We start from the raw sequence: 19,742 nt of genomic DNA, 5'->3' as shown, positions 1-19,742 counted from the left end.
TTCTCCATGATGTCGATCTCGCCCGCGTCGGGCCACGGGGTGCCCGGGAACTGGCCGCCGAGCATCCAGAACGCCGGCCAGATGCCCTGGCCCCGCGGGATCTTGATGCGCGCCTCCAGCCGCCCGAACTTCGGCTGGACCTTGCCCTTGGTGGTGAGCCGGGCCGAGGTGTAGCCGCCGTTGCCGTCCGAGCGGGCGGTGATGACCAGGTTGCCGTTGCCGTCCAGGGCCGAGTTGTCGCGGGAGTCGGTGTAGACCTGGAGCTCGTTGTTGCCCCAGCCGCCGCCACCGGTCTCGTGGTTCCAGCTGGCCGCGTCCGGGGCGCTGCCGGCAGGGCCGTCGAACTCGTCCGACCAGGTCAGGGCGGCAGCCTCGGCGGGGGCCGCCGCGCCGGTCGCGCCGTCCCTGCTGTGGGGTGCGGCCGCCGACGCGGCCAGCGAGGCCGACAGGACGAGCGTCACGGCCGCGGTCGCCGTGATGCCCGTGCGGATGGTGCGGTGTCTCGTGCTGCGCATCGGTCGCTCCTTCGCGAACGTGTCCGGCATCTGTCCGGCGACGCTACTTTTCACCCGCTCGGTGGAACAAGATCGTGAAAGTACGTAGTCACGGCGGCCCGAACGTTCAGCCCGCCTGAACAGTCGCCCAGTGATACGCGATGGACGTGCACGGTCGCCCGGGCCGACCATGACCCCATGCCCCTGCGCCACTCGCTGCTCGCCGTGCTCGTCATGATCATCTGGGGCACCAACTTCCTCGCCATCGACGTGGGCGTCGCCGACGTGCCGCCCGCCCTGTTCGTCGCGATCCGCTTCGTCGTGGTGCTGCTGCCGGCGATCTTCCTGGTGCCGCGGCCCGCGGCACCGCTCAAGGACGTCCTCGTGGTGGGCCTGTTCCTGAGCCTCGGCCAGTTCGGCCTCATGTACACGGCGATCTGGCTCGACATGCCGCCCGGCCTCGCCTCGCTCGTGCTCCAGGCGCAGGTGGTGTTCACGGTGCTGTTCGCCACCGTCGCGCTCCGCGAGCGGCCGACGACACCGCAGCTCGTCGGCGTGGCGCTCGGCGCGGTGGGACTGGTCGTCGTCGGGCTCGGCCGGTCGGCGGCGACGCCGGGCGTCGCGTTCCTGCTCACCCTGGCGGCTGCGGCCTCCTGGGCCACCGGCAACGTGATCGTGCGCCGCCTGGGGACGGCCACGCAGGCGGCCGGCACCCGTCAGGGGCCGCTCGCCGGGCTGTCCATGACGGTGTGGTCGGCGCTCGTGGTGCCCGTGCCGATGTTCGCCCTGGCGGTGCTGCTCGACGGCCCGTCGGCCGTCGGGTACTCGCTCACGCACCCCACGTGGCCGGCCGTGCTGTCCACCCTGTACACGGCGTGGCTGGCGAGCCTGGTGGGTTACGGCGTCTGGAACACGCTGCTGGCCCGGTACCGGGCGGGCGCGGTGGTGCCGTTCACGATGCTGGTGCCGGTCGTCGGCATGACGGCGGCCTGGCTCGCGTTCGGCGAGGTGCCGAACGCCGCCGAGGTGGGTGGCGGGCTGCTCCTGCTGCTGGGCGTGGCGATCACGTCGGGCCTGCTGCGGTGGCCGCCGACCCGCTCCCGGCCGGGCGTCCGGGCCTGACGCCGACCGGTCACAGCTCCAGCACGTAGCAGAGCAGGTCCACGCCCGGCACCGGCGTCCAGTCGCGTGCGGGCTCGCGCACGAAGCCGAGCCGCTCGTAGAGCCGGTGCGACCCGTGCGCGATCGTGTTGGTGGAGAGCACCACGCGGCGTGTGCCGCGCTCTCCCGGCGGGGTCCCGGCACCCGCGCCGACCGGCCGCGGCACCGTCGCGCGCGCCAGGCACTCGCGCACCAGCGCCGTCCCGGCGCCCCGGCCCTGCGCGTCCGGTGCGACCCCGAGCATCCGGATCTCCGCCTCGCCCTCCCGCGCGAGGTCGGCCATCGGCCCGCCGTGCGGCACGAAGGTCACGCCGCCCACCACCACGCCGCCGTCCAGGGCGGCGATGATCTGGGCGTGCGCCGCGCGGCCCGCGACGTCCCGCAGCACGGCCGCGTACGGGGTGGAGCCGTCGGTGCCCAGCTGCCCGTCCGCCGCGAACGCGGCCGTGACGATCTCCCCGATCGCCACGTACTCGCCCGCGTGGGCGTCGCGCACCTCGATGGTCATGCGGTGACCGTAGCGCGGCTGTCCGACACGCGCCCTCACATCCGGGAACGCAGCACGTCGACCTCGCACCCGGGCGCGGCCGGGTCGAAACCGTGCTCGATGAGCCATCGGACGGCCACCAGGCTGCGCAGCGACCACCAGGCACGGATCACGTCGACGTCGACGTCGGCCCCGTAGCCGGCGAGGACGTCGTCGAGGCGGTCCTCCTGCCCGAGCGTCAGCACCGCGAGGTCGAACAGCGCGTCGCCCGGCCCGGCCTCCGTCCAGTCGATCACGCCGGTGACCTCGTCGTCGTCGCCGACGAAGACGTGGCTGAGCTGCAGGTCGCCGTGCACGAACACGGGAGTCCAGGGCCGGAGCGCCGCCTCGGCCAGCTCGCGGTTGCGCGTGACCAGGTCGGCGGGGAGCACGTCGTGCGCGAGCAGCCAGGCGCACTCCCGGTCGAGGCGCGCCCGCAGCGAGCCGGGGCTCGTCCCCGGCCACGGCGGGAGCGGCGCGTCGTGCAGCCTGCGGGCCGCCGCCCCCGCGGCCGCCCACGCCGCGGACGACGCGGCGGACGGCTCGCCGAGCCGGCCGAGCGCCGTGCCGCGCACGGCCGCCAGCGCCAGCACCGGCGGCGTGCGCCACAGGATCTCGGGGGTGGGCACGGGCACCCGGGCCATCGCCCGCACCTCGACGTCGGTGCGCGCCTGGTCGCCGTCGACCTTCAGGTACACGTCGCCCACCCGCAGCGTCGCGCAGGCCCGGTGGGCCACGACGACCTCGACGTCCGTCGTCCCGGCAGCGGCCCCGGCCGCCGTCCCGTCTGCCGTCCCGTCAACGAACCCGTCAGCGATCCCGTCTGTCATCGCGTCATCATCGGCGCGCCGGTACCGGCACCGCACGGCTTTTCCCGCGCGCCGTCCCGGCCGGCGCGGCCCGGCCCGGGCGCACCCGGCCCCACGGCTTGTACACCGAGAGCACCGTGGCCACCGCGAGCGCCGTGAGCGACACCGCCGGCGGGTACGCGAGGAACGAGACGTCGGCGGCGGGCACCTGCCCGGCCTCGACGGCGGTGCCGGCCGCGCCGACGTCGGCCATGCCGGGCCGGAGCAGCACCACGATCAGCGTGCACAGCACCAGGGTCGTGACGAGCTTGACCGCGACCCACCAGTAGCGCACCAGCCCCCACCTGGTCGCGAGCCCGAGCAGCACGCCCGTGGCCAGGCAGACGAGCGCCGCGGTCAGCATGGGGGGCACCACGAACGCGGCGAGCGCGCGCAGCGCGAGGCCGCGGACGGCGTCCGGCCCGTCGCCGAGCGCCAGGGCCGCCAGCACGGCGACGAGCACGTCGATGCCGATCCACGCGCCCGCCGACACGACGTGCACGGTCAGGACGGCCTTCCGCAGGGGCGGGGGCAGGTTCGCCATGGTGGGTCCCTTCTCCCGGCGCCACGGTCCGGCGCCTCGTGCTCTCCAGCGTCGCGGGGGCGGCCCGCCCGGGGATCGGCCGGGCGGCGGCTCCGTGCGTGCGTCGCCGGACGTCGGCGGCCGGCTCCGGCCTGCGCAGCGGTGCGTACTCCGCCCTACGGCACGCAGGGGGTGACGGGCGGTGCGCCGTCGGCCAGAGTGGAGCCGGAGGTGAGGGAGATCGCGAAGCTGCGCCTGGTCGACGTCGGCGTGACCGCCGTGCTGACCGCACTCGTGCTGCTGACGCTGCCGTTCCTGGACGGGTCCACGGCGGTGGACCCGCGGGGGTACGCCCTCGCGGCCGCGGCCGCGCTGGGCACGCTGGTGCGCACCCGCCGGCCGGTGGCCGCCCTGGTCGTGGTGGTGGCCGCCACGGCGGCCTACCTGCTGCTCGCCTACCCGTACGGGCCGGTCATGCTGTGCCTCGCGGTGGCCGTGTACTCCCTGGCCCGACGGCGTCCGCTGCGCCCGGCCCTGTTGTACGCGACGGCGACCCTCGGGCTGCTGGTACCGCACGTGTTCACGCACCCCGACGGCGTCGGCATGCCCGGGGGCCTGGTCGTGGCGAGCGCCTTCGTCGCGGTGCCGTTCAGTGCCGGCGTCGCGCGCCGGGTCTGGCACGAAGCGCGGGAGGCGGAGCGGCGTGCGGAGCGGCAGCAGGCCCGCGACGACGAGCGGCTGCAGCTCGCGCACGAGGTGCACGACGTGGTGGGCCACGGGCTGTCCGCCATCCAGATGCAGGCGGACATCGCGCTCCACCTGGGCCGGCCGGACGACGCGACGGCCGCGCTGGAGGCCATCTCGCGGGCTGCGGACGAGGGTCTGACCGAGCTGCGGACGACGCTCGCGGCGATCCGGCCGGGCGCCACGTCGGGTAGCGCGTCGGGCCCTGCCCGTGCGCCGACCGCCGGTCTGGCCAACCTGCCGGTGCTGGTGGAGCGGGTGCGCTCGGCGGGCGTCGCGGTGGACCTCACGGTGCGCGGCACACCCCGGCACCTGCCGGACGCCGTCGACCTCGCCGCCTACCGCGTGCTCCAGGAGTGCCTGACGAACGTGGTGCGGCACGGTTCGGGGGCCGCGGCCGTCGTCGAGGTGGCGTACGAGCCGGACCGCGTGCGGCTGGCCGTGCGCAACCCCCGCGCGGCGGACGAGGCGGTCGTGGCAGGCTTCGGCATCACGGGGATGCGGCGCCGTGCCGAGTCCCTGGGCGGGCACCTGGAGGCAGGTCCCGCCGACGAGTCCTTCGAGGTGCGGGCGGTGCTGCCCGCCGGAGGTGGCGCATGATCTCGGTGCTGCTCGTGGACGACCAGGACCTGGTGCGGATGGGCCTGCGGGCCCTCATCGCCGGCGAGGAGACGATGCGGGTGGCCGGCGAGGCCGCCGACGGTCTCGCCGCCGTGGCCGAGGCGCGCCGGCTGCGGCCGGACGTGGTGCTCATGGACGTCCGCATGCCCGGGATCGACGGGGTCGAGGCCACGCGCCGGATCGCCGCGGACCCGGACCTGGCGGCGACCCGGGTGGTGGTGCTCACGACGTTCGAGCACGACGAGTACGTCGTGGACGGGCTGCGCGCCGGGGCCAGCGGATTCCTGCTGAAGAACACCCCGCCGGCCGACCTCCTGACCGCGATCCGCACGGTGCACGACGGCGGTGCGCTGCTCGCACCGTCGGCCACACGGACCCTGATCCGAGAGTTCACCGCGGCGTCGCCCCGGCCCCTCGACCCGCATCCGCGGATCGGCGACCTGACGGACCGCGAGCGCGAGGTGGTGGGCCTCGTGGCACAGGGCATGAGCAACCAGGAGATCGCCGAGCACCTGGTGCTCAGCCCCGCGACAGCCCGGACCCACGTGTCGCGGGCGATGATCAAGCTGTCGGCCCGGGACCGCGCCCAGCTGGTCGTGTTCGCCTACCGGTCGGGCCTCGCCTGAGCCGCCTCGGACCTCCTGGGAACTCGCGTAACAAAGATGTCACCGGGGGGTTCCCGGCGTTTACCCGAAAGTGGTTTCATTCGGACATGAAGCTGCTCCGAACTTTTCCGAAGGATGCCTTCGAGTTCGGGCTCGCCTCATGGCAGTGGCTGGGGCTTCGCGAGCAGACTCCACGCTTCGCGACCTGTTTCGGCGACATCTTCCTCGAGTCGCTGGACGGATGGTGGTTCCTGGACACCGTCGAAGGCACGCTCGAGCTCCGCTGGACCTCTGCCGTGACCATGTACGCCGAGCTGGAGTCACCGGAGGGCCGCGCCACCTATCTCATGGACGACCTGGTCCGGGAGGCGCGCGGCCGCGGTCTGCACCTCGGCGAGGAGGACGTCTACACGTTCAACCCGCACCCGGCGCTGGGCGGCGAGCTGGGCGTCGACAGCCTCGTCGCCATGCGGTTCGAGCTCGCGGTGAACTGGGTGGGGCAGATGCACGACCAGGTGCTCCACGGCTCGGGCGAGATCGACCTGCCCCCGCTGCCCGACGGCGGGCGCGGCGGCACCCCGGCCGGGGCGGCCTGGGACTCGGCCTGGTCGCACGACGAGACGTTCGACGTGCCGTTCGAGCAGTACCTCGCCACCACGACGTTCGCGGCGGTGGCGCGGCCCCGGCACGGCGGGGGACGGCACGTGCCCGCGGCGCAGAATCATGTACCGGTTCCCGAGGCGCCCGCCGCCCTGCCGGGAGGCGCCGCCTGGCCGGAACAGACGCAGCCCTGGGCGAGCGGCCCGGTGCCCACGGCGGGGACCCCCGGGCGGTACGACCCCCCGTACGACCCGGCTCCCCCGGCGGGCTCGTACGAGTCCGCCACGGGTGGTGCGCCGTACGTGGAGCAGGGCTGGCACGCGGGCGAGGCCGCCCCTGCCTACGACCCGGGGACCGGCCACGGCTACGAGCCCGCCACCGACGGCTCCGGCCCGTGGCCGACCGCACCGGCCGACGGCGGCCGCTCGGGCTGGAGCCCGGGCGCCCTCGCATCCGGCGCCCACGACCACCTCCCCGGCGTCGGTTCGCCCGGCGCCGGCTGGGCCGAACCGGCGGACCCGTGGTCCGGACCCGTCCCGACCGACCCCGGCCCGCCGAGCTCCGCGTGGCCGGAACCGGCCCGCACCCAACCCGCCCGCACCCACCCCAGCCGCGCCGAACCCAGCCGGAGCGACTCAGCCGGACCCGAACCCGGCTGGTCCGACGCTGGCTGGTCCGAACCCGCGTGGTCCGAACCCGCATGGTCCGAACCTGCCCGGCCCGCGCCCGGATGGAGCGACGGCGGTTGGGGCGCCCAGGCACCGGCCGTCGCCGCGGGCGGCGGCGCACCGCAGGCCGCGGCCGGCGACCCGTTCACCGCGTGGGACGACCTGTGGGGGAAGCGCTGACCCGCTGACGCCTGGTGCGTGCGGCCGCGACGACCCGCGGCTCCGCCCGGTTCTCGGGCCGGAGCCTGCGCTCGCGCTCGGTCAGCGCCACCAGGCTCAGCTCGCCGGGCGTGGTGGTCCGCGCGTGCTTGAGCAGCCGAGTCTCCAGCGCCACGCGGTTGGCCCGGCGCAGACCGTCGGTGTAGCCGAGGATCGTCTGCGCGTGGGCGTGGCTGATGTGCCCCCCGCGCAGGGCCGCCAGCGTGCGCGGGTGCTCGTGCACCAGCGCGCGGGACTCCTCGATGAGCGCGACGGCCGAGCCCTCCGGGACGCGCAGCGCCCGGGCGAGCTGCTCCACGAGCTCGGGTGCCAGCCCTGCCACGTCGTCCGCCTCCGGTTCCGGCGCGCCGAACTGCTCGGGCCGGTCCGCCACCCACTCCCGCACCGACTCCATCAGCACGGCGCGCGAGGCGGCGAGGGAGGCCAGCAGCGCATCGACCGCCGCCACGGCGTCGACCGCCTCCGTGAGGTTCGCGAACCCCGACCCGCGCGGTGCCACGGCACCGCGCGCAGACCGGTCCGGCACGTCGGCCAGACCCCGAGTCACCAGCACCTTGTTCGAACGCATGTTCTAAACATAGGGGGTGCCACCCGTACGCGCCACCCGCACACGGAACCTGCACGGCTTTCGGTGCACCGGCCCGCGGCACTGCCGCACAATGGGTGCGTGCCGTTCCGACCAGCCGCAGCCCGGCCCCTCGCCGCGTGCGCCGCGCTGGCCGTCCTCCTGACCGTCAGCGGCTGCGACCTGGTCGAGGAGGTGCGTCGTGAGCGCGAGGCCGCCGCGACCCCATCCGCACCGCCGGCAGCGCAGCAGTCGTCGGCACCCGGCGCCACGGCGCCCGCGGCCGACGGCCCCCGGGCCGAACGACACACCACGACCCTGACGACGGGAGGCGCCTCGCTGGAGATCGCCGCACCCGCGGCCGCCGTCGTCACCGCCGACGGCGCGGCGGGCCTGCAGACCGTGACCCTCGACCTCGCGCCGGGCGACGTCGCCGACCTCACGCTGACGTCGCCGGGCGCGCTCGACGTCGACAGCGACGGCAGCGTCACCGTGCTCGACGGCGCGGGAACGCCCGTCGCGGCGTTCGCGCCGCCCGCCGCGCCGCCGGGCACCGCGGCCACGGCCCCACGCCTCGAGGTCACCGACGTCGACGCGACGCACGCCCGCCTGGAGGTCGACGACCGGGTCCGGCCGGGTCAGGGGAACGGCGGCGGGTCGGGCACCGGGCCCGTGCGGTACACGGTCGCCGTCGGCGACCAGGCGATCGAGGGGATGTCCTGGGGCAACCAGGAGGGCGGCCGGTCGCTCGCCCTCGACCCGGCCGACTGGGCCCGCGTCGCGGGCGAGGCGGGCCTCGACCTCATCCGCACCCAGCTCCTGGCCGCGGAGCCCGAGGCGGACAGCGCCACCATGGACCACCAGCTCGTGTGCCACGCCGTCGGCGCCGTCGACAAGGCCACCTGGAACCTCGAGCCATGGCGCCCCGACGTCGGCCTGATCCTCACCGCGACCGCCCACTGCAACCCCGTGTAGGCGTTCGATCCCGATCCGTGACCGAGTCGTGACCCCGGGCGGTGCGGTTCGAGGTGCGAGCCCGGGGCACGTGGGGTTTCCTGGAAGGGACGGCGAGGCAGGCTCGCCACACACAATCTGATGAGCCCCAGCCCAGCCGGGTCCGGTCCGTGCGTCGTGCGTCCCCAGGCGTCGCGACGGTACGAGCGGGTTCCGGCGCTCGACGGCATCCCCCTGGGGTCAGGCAATGCTCCTCGGAGACACCTTGGCAGGGAGGCTCCTGATGACCCGTGTACTCGTGCTGGGTTCGATCGTCGCGGTGGGTTGCGGCGCGCTGCTCGGCGTCGCCCTGGCGTACCAGCTCGTCCCGTTCACCGTGCTCGCCGTCCTGCTCGGACTCGTGGGCACGGTCGTCGTGGCTCGCGCCACACCTGAGCCGGCGCCGGTGCTCCGTGCGCCGGTCACGCTGGGCGGGCCGCTCGCGCGCCCGTCCGAGGACGAGCACGAGGACGAGGAGACCGCCGCGGAGCCCGTCCAGGCTCCCGTGCAGCAGCTCCCCGTCCCCGTCGTGGCGGCGGTACCCGACGCCGCGTGACCGCAGGCGTCAGGCCCGCGCGGCCTGGCGCTTGCGCAGCTCCTTCTCGCTGATGGGCGCCGTGCCGCTGGCCCGCAGCTCGCGGTAGTACGCACGCGCCTCGTCCTGCCGCTCCTTCTCGGAACCGTCGGCGATCGGGGCACGCAGGTGCTCCTGCGAGAAGCCCCAGGCATCGATGACGTCCAGCACGTGCGGCCGCAGCTGCTTGAGCAGGCGGTCGACGGTGGCGGTGACAGCCCGCGCCCGCCCCGCGGAGACCCGACCGTTGGTGAGGTGCCAGTCGAGGTGCCGCTCGATCACCGTGAGCCCGTAGATGTCGCGCAGCAGGGTCAGCACCGCTCGGGTGCCCGCGTCGGACACCGTGCCGATCGCCTTGGTGAACGCGTCCCAGCGCACCAGCTCGGCCCAGGCGGCGGCCGAGCCGAGGAGCTGCACCTGGTTGTCGTCGAAGATCTCCTGGGCCTTGACCGAGTCGGCCTTGAGCGCCGGGCGCATGCCCATCGCCGTGGCCGCGACCATGCCCTCGAAGCGGCCGGCGATCAGCCCGCGCTGCACCTGGGGGTCCAGCAGGCGGCCGGCCGTGCGGGCAGGGCCGCCGTCCGCCACGGACTGGCCGAGGCGCTTGAGGGGGAGCTTGTGCAGCACGGCGTCCTTGGCCTGGCCGGCCACGATGCCCGCCATGCCGGCGGGAGTCTTCGCCGCCTTGGCCAGGCGCTTGCCGTGGTCGCCGACGAGGCGCTTGGCCGCGAGCTGCAGGAGCACGTGGTTGTCGCCCTCGAAGGTCGCGTAGATGTCGAGGTCGGCGCGCAGGCCCGTGAACCGGTTCTCCGACAGGAAGCCCGCACCGCCGCACGCCTCGCGGCACTCCTGCAGGGTGTCGAGGGCGTACCAGGTGGACGTGGCCTTGAGGGCGGCCGCCGTCGTCTCCAGGTCCTCGCGCTTGGCGGGGGTGTCCTCGCGGCCCGAGAAGACGTCGTCGAACAGGTCGAGCAGCTCGTCGTGCGCGAAGTGCATCGCGTACGCCTCGGCGATGCGCGGGAACAGGCGGCGGCGGTGGGTCGCGTAGTCGAGCAGCGTCAGCTCGTCGGCGCCCGTGGCCGGCGAGAACTGCCGGCGCTGCTCGGCGTACTTCGTGGCGATCGCGAGCCCGATCTTCGACGCGGTGATCGCGGCGCCGTCGAGCGAGACGCGGCCCTGGACCAGCGCCCCGAGCATCGTGAAGAAGCGGCGGCCCGGGCTGTCGATCGACGAGGTGTAGGTGCCGTCGGCGGCCACCTGGCCGTAGCGCGCGAGCAGGTCACGGCGCGGCACCCGCACGTTCGTGAAGTGCAGCTTGCCGTTGTCGATGCCGTTCAGGCCGCCCTTCTGGCCGTCGTCCTCGCCGCCGACGCCCGGCAGGAACTCCATGGTCTCGGGGTCCCGGATCGGCACGTAGAAGCAGTGCACGCCGTGGTCCACGCCGTTGGTGATCAGCTGCGCGAAGACCGTGGCCGCGACTCCGTGCTTCGCGGCGTTGCCCAGGTACTGCTTCCACGCCCCGCGGAACGGGGTGTTGATGACGAACTCCTCGGTCTCCGGGTCGTAGGTGGCCGTGGTGCCGATCGAGGCGACGTCCGAACCGTGGCCCGTCTCCGTCATCGCGAAGGCGCCGGGGACGCTCAGGTCCATCGCGCCCGGCAGCAGCCGGTCGTGCTGCTCGGGGGTGCCGAGGTGCAGGATCGCGGCGGCGAACAGCCCCCACTGCACACCGGACTTGATCTGCAGCGACGGGTCGGCCGCGACGAGCTCCTCGAACCCGACGAGGTTGGCGCCCGCCTGGTCCCGCCCGCCGAGCCGCTCCGGGAACGCCCGCAGCACCTGCCGGTACGGCACCATCTGCCGCATCTGCTCGAGGGTGATCTCCCGGTGCTCCTCCTTGGTGATCCCCTCCTTCTTCCACAGCTCGGGGTGCTCGGCCACCATCCGCCGCGCCTCCGCGCGCTCCTCGGGCCAGCGGCCCAGCAGCATGTGCTGCAGGGCGGGCACGTCCACGCGGGGTCCCGACGTCGGACGGGGCGCCGCCGGGACGGGCGTCGCGGCCTCGGTCGCCGCCGGGGTGGTCACGGGCTCGGAGGTGGTCGTCATCGGTTCTCCTCGGTGTTCGGCCGCAGGGCCAGGATCTGGTTCTCGGGAGGGTGGGTCGGGGACAGGTGGTCAGGAGGTCACGGACGTGGAGCCGGGACGGTCGTGGTGCAGCACGCCCACGGGGCCGGTCCAGAGCCACAGCGTCACGCGCTCCGTCAGCTCCTCCCGGCTCAGCGGGCTCGCCTCGACGTGGCGGTGGCCGAGCCACCACTCGCCGGAGCCGCGCACGAACCCGACGGCACCCGCGGCCCACGCGGCGGCGTCGGCGTGCGTGACGTCGGTGGCCCGGGCGAACGGCTCGGCCACCAGCTCGATCACCGAGTCGAGGTAGGCACCCAGCGGGTGCAGGTCCACCGCGGTGGTGGGGACGGCGGCGTCCGCCACCTCGGCGGGGGCGCGGCGGCCGCGGCGGCCGCTCTCCACCGGCGCGGGCTCGTTGCCGCCGATGGCGGTGCGGGTCACGAACCAGTAGACGTTGGGCGAGCTCTCGATCATCTCGAGGTAGACCCGCACCATCTCGCGCAGCGCCATCTCGGGGCTGTCCGCGCCCTGGGCGGCGGCACGCAGCGCGTCGTGCATCTGCATCACCACGGTCTCGGCGACGGCGAGCCGCAGGCCCGCCTTGTCGTCGAAGTACCGGTAGACGATGGACTTGGACGTGCCGGCGGCTGCCGCGATCTCGTCCATGGAGACCGCGGGCCCCAGGCGGTGCACGGCCTTGCGCGCCGCCCGCACGAGCTCTGCCCGGCGGGCCGTGCGGTGGTCGTCCCAGCGGGTCGAACGACCGTCGACTCCGATGCTCATCGGTCCGCCTCCTCACCCAGACTCGCTAGAGGTCTTGTGATTCGTCTCACGGGACTGAGAGTATCAGGTACTGTGAGTCCTGGGCACCACCGGGTGCGAACCAGACGACCGTGTGAGACCGAGTGAGAAGGAACAGCGACGTGTCCACTACCCCCTCCCCCGTCCCGTCCACGCGCGAGGCCGTGATCATCGGCGGCAACCGCATCCCGTTCTCCCGCGCCGGCAAGAAGTACGTCCGGACCAGCAACCAGGACATGTTCACCGCGGCGCTGGAGGGCCTCGTCGCCCGGTTCGGCCTGCAGGGTGAGCGCCTGGGCGAGGTCGCCGGCGGCGCGGTGCTCAAGCACAGCAAGAACTTCAACCTGATCCGCGAGTCGGTGCTCGGCTCCTCACTGGCGCCGACCACCCCCGCCTACGACGTGCAGCAGGCGTGCGCGACCGGTCTGGAGGCCGCCATCGCGGTGACGAACAAGATCAAGCTGGGCCAGATCGAGTCCGCCGTCGCGGGCGGCACGGACACCGTGTCCGACGCGCCGATCGTCGTCAGCGACCGCCTCCGTGCGGCCCTGCTCGACGCGAACCACGCCAAGACCACGAGCGCGAAGATCAAGGCCCTGCTCCAGATCCGGCCCAAGGACCTGGCCCCGGTGAGCCCCAGCACGGGCGAGCCGCGCACCCACCTCTCGATGGGCGAGCACCAGGCGATCACGACGGCCGCGTGGGGCATCACCCGCGAGGCGCAGGACGAGATCGCGCTCGCGTCCCACCAGAACCTGGCCCGAGCCTGGGAGGCCGGCTTCTTCGACGACCTGGTCACCCCGTTCAAGGGCCTGACCCGCGATGACAACCTGCGCGCCGACACGTCGCTCGAGAAGCTCGCGAAGCTCCGGCCCGTCTTCGGCGCGTCGCTCGACGCCCCCGCGACGATGACGGCCGGCAACTCGACGCCGCTGACCGACGGCGCCTCGACGGTGCTGTTCTCCTCGCGCGAGTGGGCGGAGGAGCGCGAGCTGCCGATCCTGGCGAAGTTCGTCGACGCCGAGACCGCCGCCGTCGACTTCGTGCACGGCCACGAGGGCCTGCTCATGGCGCCCGCCGCCGCGGTGCCGCGCCTGCTGGCCCGCAACGGCCTGACCCTCGAGGACATCGACTTCTTCGAGATCCACGAGGCGTTCGCCTCCACCGTGCTGACCACGCTCGCCGCGTGGGAGGACGAGGAGTACTGCCGCACCGAGCTCGGCCTGGACGGCGCGTTCGGCAAGGTCGACCGCAGCCGCCTGAACGTGAACGGCTCCTCGCTCGCCGCGGGTCACCCGTTCGCCGCGACGGGCGGCCGCATCATCGCCACGGCCGCCAAGCTGGTGTCCGCGAAGGCGAAGGAGACCGGGCAGCCCGCGCGGGCGCTGATCTCGGTCTGCGCCGCCGGCGGACTGGGCGCCGTCGCGCTCGTCGAGTCGACGGACAATGCTGCCTGAGCAGCCCGCCCGCGCTCGCACCGTCGCCCCGCAACCGAAGAGGACATCGTGACCGACAGCTATCTCAACCTGGCCAACGGGACGCTCAAGCCCGTCTTCAAGAAGCTGGGGCTGCCCCAGCCGGCCATCCTCCGGCGGTACCGGCCGGGCGGCCCGCTGACCGTGGGGCCGGTCCTGGTGGTCTCCGACGACGCCTCGGCCGCCGACGCCGACGCCGTGGCGAAGACGCTCGCCGGGTGGGACGTCGACGTGCGGCGCACGCCGGAGGCCGCTGACGGAGAGCGCTTCGGCGCCGTCGTGCTGGTGCTGACCGGGGCGCAGACGCCTGACGCGATCTCGGCGCCCGTGCTCACCGTCGCCGGGACGCTGCGGCGGCTGGCGGGCAACGGCCGGGTCGTGGCGATCTCCCGTGCCGTGGCGGACGGCGACGCGCCCGTCCTCGCAGCGACGCGCGGCGGCGTCGAGGGCCTGGTCCGCTCGCTCGGCAAGGAGCTGCGCGGCGGCTCCACGGCCAACGGCATCCAGCTCACGGGCGACGCGGCCGTCGACTCGGCGTCCGCGCTCGCCACGCTGCGCTTCTTCCTGTCCGCCAAGTCGGCCTACGTGGACGGCCAGCTCCTGCCGGTCGGCCCGGCCGAGTCCTCCGGGCCGGTGGACTGGGAGCGCCCGCTGGCCGGCAAGGTCGGCGTCGTCACCGGGGCCGCGCGCGGCATCGGTGCGGCGATCGCCCGGACCATGGCGCGCGACGGCGCCAAGGTGGTCGTGATCGACGTGCCGCCGGCCGGCGAGGCGCTGGCGGCCGTGGCGAACGAGATCGGCGGCGTCGCGCTCCAGCTCGACATCACCGCCGACGACGCGGCCGACAAGATCCTGGCCGCGTCCAAGCCGCTCGGCGGCCTGGACGTCCTCGTGCACAACGCGGGCATCACGCGTGACAAGCTGCTCGCCAACATGACGGCCGACAAGTGGGACCCGGTCATCGCCGTCAACCTCACGGCGCAGCTCCGGATCAACGAGCGGCTGCTCGCGGCGGGCGTCGAGGGTCTGCGGATCGTCTCCCTGGCCTCGACCACCGGCCTCGCGGGCAACCGGGGCCAGACCAACTACGGCTACACGAAGGCCGGCGTGATCGCGAACGCCGCGGCGGGGGCTCCTGTGCTCGCGGCCGTCGGCGGCACCACCAACGCCGTGGCACCGGGCTGGATCGAGACCGAGATGACCGCGAAGGTGCCCGCGCTGACGCGTACGGTCGCGCGCCGGATGCCGTCGCTCGGCCAGGGCGGCCTGCCGGTCGACATCGCCGAGGCCATCTGCTTCCTGGCGTCCGACCCGGCCGCCGGGATCAACGGCCAGACCCTCCGCGTCTGCGGCCAGCACATGGTGGGCAAGTGACGGCTGGCGCGGAGCGGTCGGTGGTACCGGCGTCGTACGGGGTGACCGAGCTCGACCGGCTGCCGAGGCTGGGCGGGCTGTTCGCGAAGGGTGCGGCGGGTTCGGTGACCAAGCGCCCGAAGGGTGCGGTGCGGCTGCCCGAGGTGAGCTACCGCGTCGCCGGCGTGGACACGTCCGGCGAGGCGGCCCACCTGGCGGCCTACCAGGACCTGCTGGGTGAGCCCGCGTCGGACGTGCTGCCCGCCGGGTTCCTGCACGTGCTCGCGTTCCCGCTGGCCACTGCGGTCATGGTGCGCCCGGACTTCCCGCTGCCGCTGCTCGGGATGGTGCATCTCCGCAACGTCGCGCGCGTGCTCAGGCCGGTACGCCTGGGCGAGGCGCTGGAGGTCCGGGCGTGGGCGCAGGACGTGCGCGGCCACCGCCGCGGGGTCCAGGTGGACCTGGTCGCCGAGGTGCTGGTGGGCGGTGAGCTCGCCTACCAGGGCGTCTCCACCTACCTCGCCAAGGGCTTCACGGCGCCCGGCGCCGCGGCCCCGGGCGAGCCGGCGGACGACGGCACCCGGCCGGAGTGGACGGCGCCGCTGCCCACCGCGCGCTGGACGCTGGGCGGTGGCACGGGGCGCGCGTACGGCGCGGTGTCGGGCGACCTGAACCCGATCCACACGTCGGCGCTCGGCGCGAAGGCGTTCGGGTTCCCGCGGGCCATCGCGCACGGCATGTACACGGCCGCGCGGGCGCTGGCGGAGGTCGGCCCGGCGCTGCGGGGCGACCGGTACGAGTGGACGGTCGAGTTCTTCCGGCCGGTGCTGCTGCCCAGCACGGTGGACGTGGCGATCCGGCCGGCGGGCGACGGTCTCGTGTACGACGGCTGGCGCTCCGGCAAGGGCACCCGGCACCTCACGGGCACCGTCACGCCCCTCTGACAGGCTGCGGCGGCCGACGGCACTCCTGTCGGCCGTCGGGCGGCGACCGTGCCGCGACCTCACCCGACGGCGAGGCGCGGGAGCAGGAGCTCCTCCCACAGGACGGCCCGCTGGGGACGGAAGAAGCCCGAGTGGCCGATGCGGGTCAGGCCGTGGTCGGCGGCACGCATCTCGACGAGCTCGATCTCGGTGCCGGGGAACTCCGCGCTCCAGTACCGGATCGACTCGGGCGAGATGAGCTCGTCGTCCGCGGTCCAGAGGGCGGTGACCGGCGTGGCGACCTTCGCGAACCGCTCCCGGAGCTCCGGGTGCTCGCTGAACAGGTAGTCGCGGTGCAGGCACCAGCGCCCCCACTGCCGCATGACGCCGGCGGGGAGGTCGTCGAGGATCCGCAGCCGCCGTCCCGGGTAGTAGCCGGTCACGGCGATCGCGGCCGGGGCGACCACCCGCCACAGCAGCGGTGACCACGTCCTGATCGGTGGCGCGGCCAGCCCGCGCCAGCCGGTGCCGGACGCGACCATGACGCAGCGGTCCACGGCGACGTCCGCCAGGAAGCCCAGGCTCTGGCCGCCGAACGAGTGGCCCACCCACGTGAGCGGCACGCCCGCGGCGTCCGCCCGCGCGCGGGCGTGCACGGCGGCCCCCTCCGCGTCGTGGTACCAGTCCAGGGCGGTCGCGGGCGACTCGCGCAACGGACCGTACAGCTCGGGCTCCGAGCCGCGGTAGGAAAAGGTGAGCACCGCGAGGCCGCGGTCGGCGAGCCAGGCGGCGATGTGCCGGTAGAACCGCATCGGCATGGCCATGGCGGGTGCCACCGCCACGACACCCGCCGGGTCGCCGTCCGGCAGGAACCAGCGGCCGGCCACGGGCTCGCCTCCGGCGCCCGGGAAGCGTACGTCCTCGTTGGTCACCTGCTCGATGGTCACCTGCGGGAGGTTAGCAATCCCGTATCCTCAGCCCCGACGCTGCGGAACTCGTCCAGCGGGAGGAAACATGCTCGGCGACGTGCTCGGCCTGACCACGGCGCAGACGCTCGCCTACCACGACCTGGTGGGCTCGCCGTCCCTCGACGCCGCGGAGCTGGCGCGCCGCCTCGGCTGCGAGCCCGGCGACGCGCTCGACGTGCTCCGCGCCCTGGAGGGCCACGGCCTGGCGACGCGGCAGAGCGCCGACGACTCGCGCTTCCAGGCCGCGCCGCCCGAGATCGCGCTCGGCGCCCTGCTGGCCCGCCGCAAGGACGAGATCCACGCCGCGCAGGAGGAGCTGATCGAGCTCGAGGCGGAGTTCCGGCGCTCGTCCGCGCTGCGGCCCGCGACCGACGTCGTCGACGTGGTGCGCGGGGCCGCCGCCGTGCGGCAGCGGATCACGCAGCTCCAGCTCGGCGCGCGCGAGACGGTCGAGTCGTTCACCAAGCCCCCGGTCTTCGTCATGGGGACCGGGGAGAACACCGCGGAGGACCAGGCGGTCGAGCGCGGCGTGCGGTACCGCGTGGTCGTGGACCGCGTGTTCCTCGACTCGGGCATGCTGCGGGTCGACGACGTCGCCGAGGCGATCGAGAAGGGCGAGGACGTCCGGTTCTCGGAGCGTGTGCCGATCAAGCTGTTCATCATCGACCACCGGCTGGCGTTCGTGCCGATCCAGACGGTCCGCGAGGTGGGCACCGACGGCGCCGACGTGACGCCCGACCTGGTCGGTGCCCTGATCATCCACCCGTCCGGCCTCCTGGACGCCCTGATCGCGCTGTTCGAGAGCGTGTGGCGCGACGCCACCCCGTTCCCGGTGCCCGGCGAGGACGTCGAACGCTCGGGCCTCGACAGCCAGGACGCGCGGATCCTCGCACTCATGCTGGCCGGGCTCACCGACCAGTCGGTGGCGAACCAGCTCGGCCTGTCGCTGCGGACGGTGCAGCGGCGCGTGAAGGTGCTGATGGGTGTCGCCGGTGTCTCGACCCGGATCCAGCTCGGCTGGTACGCCGCCCGCAAGGGCTGGATCTGAGGCCGGACCTGAAAGGCTGGATCTGACGGCGGCGCCGTGACAGCGTGAGCGCATGACCACTCTGGCGTGCATCATCCGCCCCTCGGTTCCACCTGCCCGCATCGTCCCGCTCGCCCGCGCCGTCGAGGCCGCGGGGATCGACGAGATCTGGCTCTGGGAGGACTGCTTCCAGACGGGCGGGATCTCCACCGCCGGCGTGATCCTGGCTGCCACCGAGCGGGTCCGCGTCGGCATCGGCGTGCTGCCGACCCCCCTGCGCAACGTCGCCCTGACCGCCATGGAGATCGCGACGATCGAGGGCATGTTCCCCGGGCGCCTGATCCCCGGCATCGGGCACGGCGTGCAGCCGTGGATGGCGCAGGTGGGTGCGAAGGCGGCGTCGCCCCTCACGCTCATGCGCGAGTACTCGACCACGCTGCGCGCCCTGCTCGCCGGGGAGCGGGTGACGACCTCGGGCCGGTACGTGCGGCTGGATGACGTGGCCCTCGACTGGCCGCCCGCCGGCGCCGTGCCGGTACCGGTCGCGGCGACGGGCCCGAAGTCGCTGCGGCTCGCGGGCGAGGTGGGCGACGGCGTCGTGCTGGAGGGTTCCGTGGGGCTGCCGGGGCTGCCCGCCGTGCTCGAGCACCTGGCCGCGGGCCGGGCCGCCGCGGGCCGCGAGGACGACGCCTTCCCGGTGATCCAGTTCGTGTCCGGGGGCACCGGCCCGGATGCGGCTGCCCGGCTCCGGGCCGAGCTCACCGCATGGGGCCGTGACGTGCCGGACGACACCGCGATGGCGGGCTACGCGGTCTGGGGTGACGCGGGCGCGATCGCCGACGGCGTGCGCCGGTTCGGGACCGCGGGCGCCGACACCGTGGCGATCCAGCCCACCGAGGACGACCCGGACCTGGAGCGGCTCGCGGCCGTGCTCGGCGAGGCGCAGGCACTGCTGCGGCAGGCGTGACGACGCCGGGGCCGCACCGTCGCGCGACGGTGCGGCCCCGGCGTGGTCCTGCCGGTCAGGCGATCAGATGTCGCGCGGCGGCGGCGGGGCGAAAGAGCCCGACGCGGGGGCCGCGCCCGGCGCGGTGCCCGGCGCCGGCGTCGTCGTCGCGCCCGGTGCGGGGGCTGCGGTGCCACCGCCCGACGAGAGGTTGCCGAGGAAGTTCTCGACGCGCGACCGCATGGGGCCGATGAGCGCTCCGCCGACGCCGACGATCAGAATTCCGGCCACGGTGGCCAGGAATGCCACGAGCACGGGCATTGTGACGGTGGTGCCGATGCCCACCTGGTTGACCGCGGCGATAACACCCAGCGCAATGATGAGGAACGAGACGGCCTTGGCCACCAGCGGGCCGTAGGAAACGCCGCTCATGGTACCCATGAGAAGGTCCTTCACGGCATTCGCGATGGCACCCGCGATGACCACGATGATGATCGCGACGAGCAGGCTCGGCAGCCAGGCGACGATGTCGTTCACGATGGCGCTCACCGGGTTGGTGGGCCCGAAGGCGCTCAGTGCGAGCTGGAGCGTGATGAGCAGGATGAAGTAGTAGATGATCTTGGTGAGCAGCGAGATCGGCTCGATCCCCGAGCCCGCGAGGAGCCGGTTGGCGCCCGCGCGCTCCAGCACCCTGTTGAAGCCGATACGCGTCAGGATCATCCCGACGAAACGGGCGATCGCCTTGGCGATGAAGTACCCGATGAGGAATACGACCAGGAACACGAGAAGCTTCGGGATGAAGCTCGCGACGGCACCCAGGGCCCGCGTGATCGGTTCCAGCCAGTCCACCGCGTTCGGCACGATGACTCCTGCATTGAGAAATGTCATGGTTCTCTCCCCCTCCGAGACCTTTCTTGGCACCTCTGGCACGCCACGGTGGCGGTCCGAAAAGGTGCCGGCACACCACGAACATATGCCGGA

At 74.0% G+C, this 19,742-nt stretch carries 20 protein-coding genes; 11 read left to right on the top strand and 9 right to left on the bottom strand.

The genetic code is table 11. The features are described 5' to 3' along the window. On the bottom strand, positions 1–515 hold a 515-nt coding region (locus tag APR03_RS03930; RefSeq protein WP_253833003.1), incomplete at its 3' end, for a glycoside hydrolase family 16 protein. 177 nt (positions 516–692) lie between these two features. Between APR03_RS03930 and APR03_RS03925 the strand changes: the two genes are divergently transcribed. Then, a complete protein-coding gene (locus tag APR03_RS03925; RefSeq protein WP_253833001.1) occupies positions 693–1,616 on the top strand; it encodes an EamA family transporter in 924 nt (307 codons plus the stop codon). A 10-nt stretch (positions 1,617–1,626) separates the two neighbouring features. Here the strand turns inward: APR03_RS03925 and APR03_RS03920 are convergent, their stop codons facing one another. The 3 genes from APR03_RS03920 to APR03_RS03910 are packed head-to-tail and all read right to left on the bottom strand — an operon-like array spanning position 1,627 to position 3,573. Beyond that, positions 1,627–2,163, bottom strand: a complete 537-nt coding sequence (locus tag APR03_RS03920) for a GNAT family N-acetyltransferase (protein WP_253832999.1) — start codon at positions 2,161–2,163, stop codon at positions 1,627–1,629. 35 nt (positions 2,164–2,198) lie between these two features. Next, a complete protein-coding gene (locus APR03_RS03915) occupies positions 2,199–3,011 on the bottom strand; it encodes a phosphotransferase family protein (RefSeq protein ID WP_253832997.1) in 813 nt (270 codons plus the stop codon). A 7-nt stretch (positions 3,012–3,018) separates the two neighbouring features. Next, a complete protein-coding gene (locus APR03_RS03910) occupies positions 3,019–3,573 on the bottom strand; it encodes a hypothetical protein (protein ID WP_253832995.1) in 555 nt (184 codons plus the stop codon). Between the two features lie 210 nt (positions 3,574–3,783). Here APR03_RS03910 and APR03_RS03905 point away from each other — a divergent pair, with 210 nt between their 5' ends. The 3 genes from APR03_RS03905 to APR03_RS03895 all read left to right on the top strand — a co-directional run bounded on the left by APR03_RS03905 (position 3,784) and on the right by APR03_RS03895 (position 6,970). Continuing rightward, complete coding sequence (locus APR03_RS03905; protein ID WP_253832993.1) at positions 3,784–4,896, top strand: sensor histidine kinase; 1,113 nt, start codon at positions 3,784–3,786, stop codon at positions 4,894–4,896. Next, complete coding sequence (locus tag APR03_RS03900; RefSeq protein WP_253832991.1) at positions 4,893–5,543, top strand: response regulator; 651 nt, start codon at positions 4,893–4,895, stop codon at positions 5,541–5,543. The genes APR03_RS03905 and APR03_RS03900 overlap by 4 nt, the downstream gene beginning before the upstream one ends. Before the next feature lie 86 nt (positions 5,544–5,629). Beyond that, positions 5,630–6,970, top strand: a complete 1,341-nt coding sequence (locus APR03_RS03895; RefSeq protein WP_253832989.1) for a T6SS immunity protein Tdi1 domain-containing protein — start codon at positions 5,630–5,632, stop codon at positions 6,968–6,970. Here APR03_RS03895 and APR03_RS03890 read toward each other — a convergent pair. Continuing rightward, complete coding sequence (locus APR03_RS03890; RefSeq protein ID WP_253832987.1) at positions 6,936–7,577, bottom strand: DUF222 domain-containing protein; 642 nt, start codon at positions 7,575–7,577, stop codon at positions 6,936–6,938. The genes APR03_RS03895 and APR03_RS03890 overlap by 35 nt on opposite strands. 99 nt (positions 7,578–7,676) lie before the next feature. Between APR03_RS03890 and APR03_RS25155 the strand changes: the two genes are divergently transcribed. Beyond that, complete coding sequence (locus APR03_RS25155; RefSeq protein WP_253832985.1) at positions 7,677–8,549, top strand: DUF2599 domain-containing protein; 873 nt, start codon at positions 7,677–7,679, stop codon at positions 8,547–8,549. A gap of 262 nt (positions 8,550–8,811) precedes the next feature. Next, complete coding sequence (locus tag APR03_RS03880) at positions 8,812–9,123, top strand: hypothetical protein (protein ID WP_253832984.1); 312 nt, start codon at positions 8,812–8,814, stop codon at positions 9,121–9,123. A gap of 9 nt (positions 9,124–9,132) precedes the next feature. Here APR03_RS03880 and APR03_RS03875 read toward each other — a convergent pair whose 3' ends face one another. Together APR03_RS03875 and APR03_RS03870 are read right to left on the bottom strand one after the other, a co-directional pair. Continuing rightward, positions 9,133–11,247, bottom strand: a complete 2,115-nt coding sequence (locus tag APR03_RS03875; RefSeq protein WP_253832982.1) for an acyl-CoA dehydrogenase family protein — start codon at positions 11,245–11,247, stop codon at positions 9,133–9,135. Positions 11,248–11,316: 69 nt separating this feature from the next. Continuing rightward, positions 11,317–12,051 (bottom strand): TetR/AcrR family transcriptional regulator, encoded by a 735-nt coding sequence (locus tag APR03_RS03870; RefSeq protein WP_253832980.1) that lies wholly within the window; start codon positions 12,049–12,051, stop codon positions 11,317–11,319. 140 nt (positions 12,052–12,191) lie between these two features. On the opposite strand from APR03_RS03870, the gene APR03_RS03865 reads away from it, so the two are divergent. From APR03_RS03865 to APR03_RS03855, 3 genes are read left to right on the top strand one after another with little or no spacing between them, the layout of a single operon-like run. Further along, complete coding sequence (locus APR03_RS03865) at positions 12,192–13,526, top strand: acetyl-CoA C-acetyltransferase (protein WP_253832978.1); 1,335 nt, start codon at positions 12,192–12,194, stop codon at positions 13,524–13,526. Between the two features lie 48 nt (positions 13,527–13,574). Beyond that, positions 13,575–14,918 carry a 3-oxoacyl-ACP reductase gene (locus APR03_RS03860; protein WP_253832976.1) on the top strand — a complete coding sequence of 448 codons (1,344 nt, stop codon included), beginning with the start codon at positions 13,575–13,577 and terminating at the stop codon, positions 14,916–14,918. Further along, positions 14,915–15,841, top strand: a complete 927-nt coding sequence (locus tag APR03_RS03855) for a MaoC family dehydratase (RefSeq protein WP_253832974.1) — start codon at positions 14,915–14,917, stop codon at positions 15,839–15,841. The genes APR03_RS03860 and APR03_RS03855 overlap by 4 nt, the downstream gene beginning before the upstream one ends. 59 nt (positions 15,842–15,900) lie before the next feature. Here APR03_RS03855 and APR03_RS03850 read toward each other — a convergent pair whose 3' ends face one another. Further along, a complete protein-coding gene (locus tag APR03_RS03850; protein WP_253832972.1) occupies positions 15,901–16,767 on the bottom strand; it encodes an alpha/beta hydrolase family protein in 867 nt (288 codons plus the stop codon). 67 nt (positions 16,768–16,834) lie between these two features. Here APR03_RS03850 and APR03_RS03845 point away from each other — a divergent pair, with 67 nt between their 5' ends. Together APR03_RS03845 and APR03_RS03840 are read left to right on the top strand one after the other, a co-directional pair. Next, entirely contained in the window at positions 16,835–17,836 is a 1,002-nt protein-coding gene (locus APR03_RS03845; RefSeq protein WP_253832970.1) for a helix-turn-helix domain-containing protein, read from the top strand. Positions 17,837–17,888: 52 nt separating this feature from the next. Next, positions 17,889–18,782 (top strand): LLM class flavin-dependent oxidoreductase, encoded by an 894-nt coding sequence (locus tag APR03_RS03840; RefSeq protein WP_253832968.1) that lies wholly within the window; start codon positions 17,889–17,891, stop codon positions 18,780–18,782. Positions 18,783–18,845: 63 nt separating this feature from the next. Here APR03_RS03840 and APR03_RS03835 read toward each other — a convergent pair whose 3' ends face one another. Next, entirely contained in the window at positions 18,846–19,649 is an 804-nt protein-coding gene (locus APR03_RS03835; protein ID WP_253832966.1) for a mechanosensitive ion channel family protein, read from the bottom strand. Between the last annotated feature and the right edge of the window lie 93 nt (positions 19,650–19,742).

It is taken from the genome of Promicromonospora thailandica (assembly GCF_024171955.1).
GTDB lineage: Bacteria > Actinomycetota > Actinomycetes > Actinomycetales > Cellulomonadaceae > Promicromonospora > Promicromonospora thailandica.
Note: the sequence above shows the minus strand (reverse complement) of the source record. Positions and strands in the feature narration are given on the sequence as shown.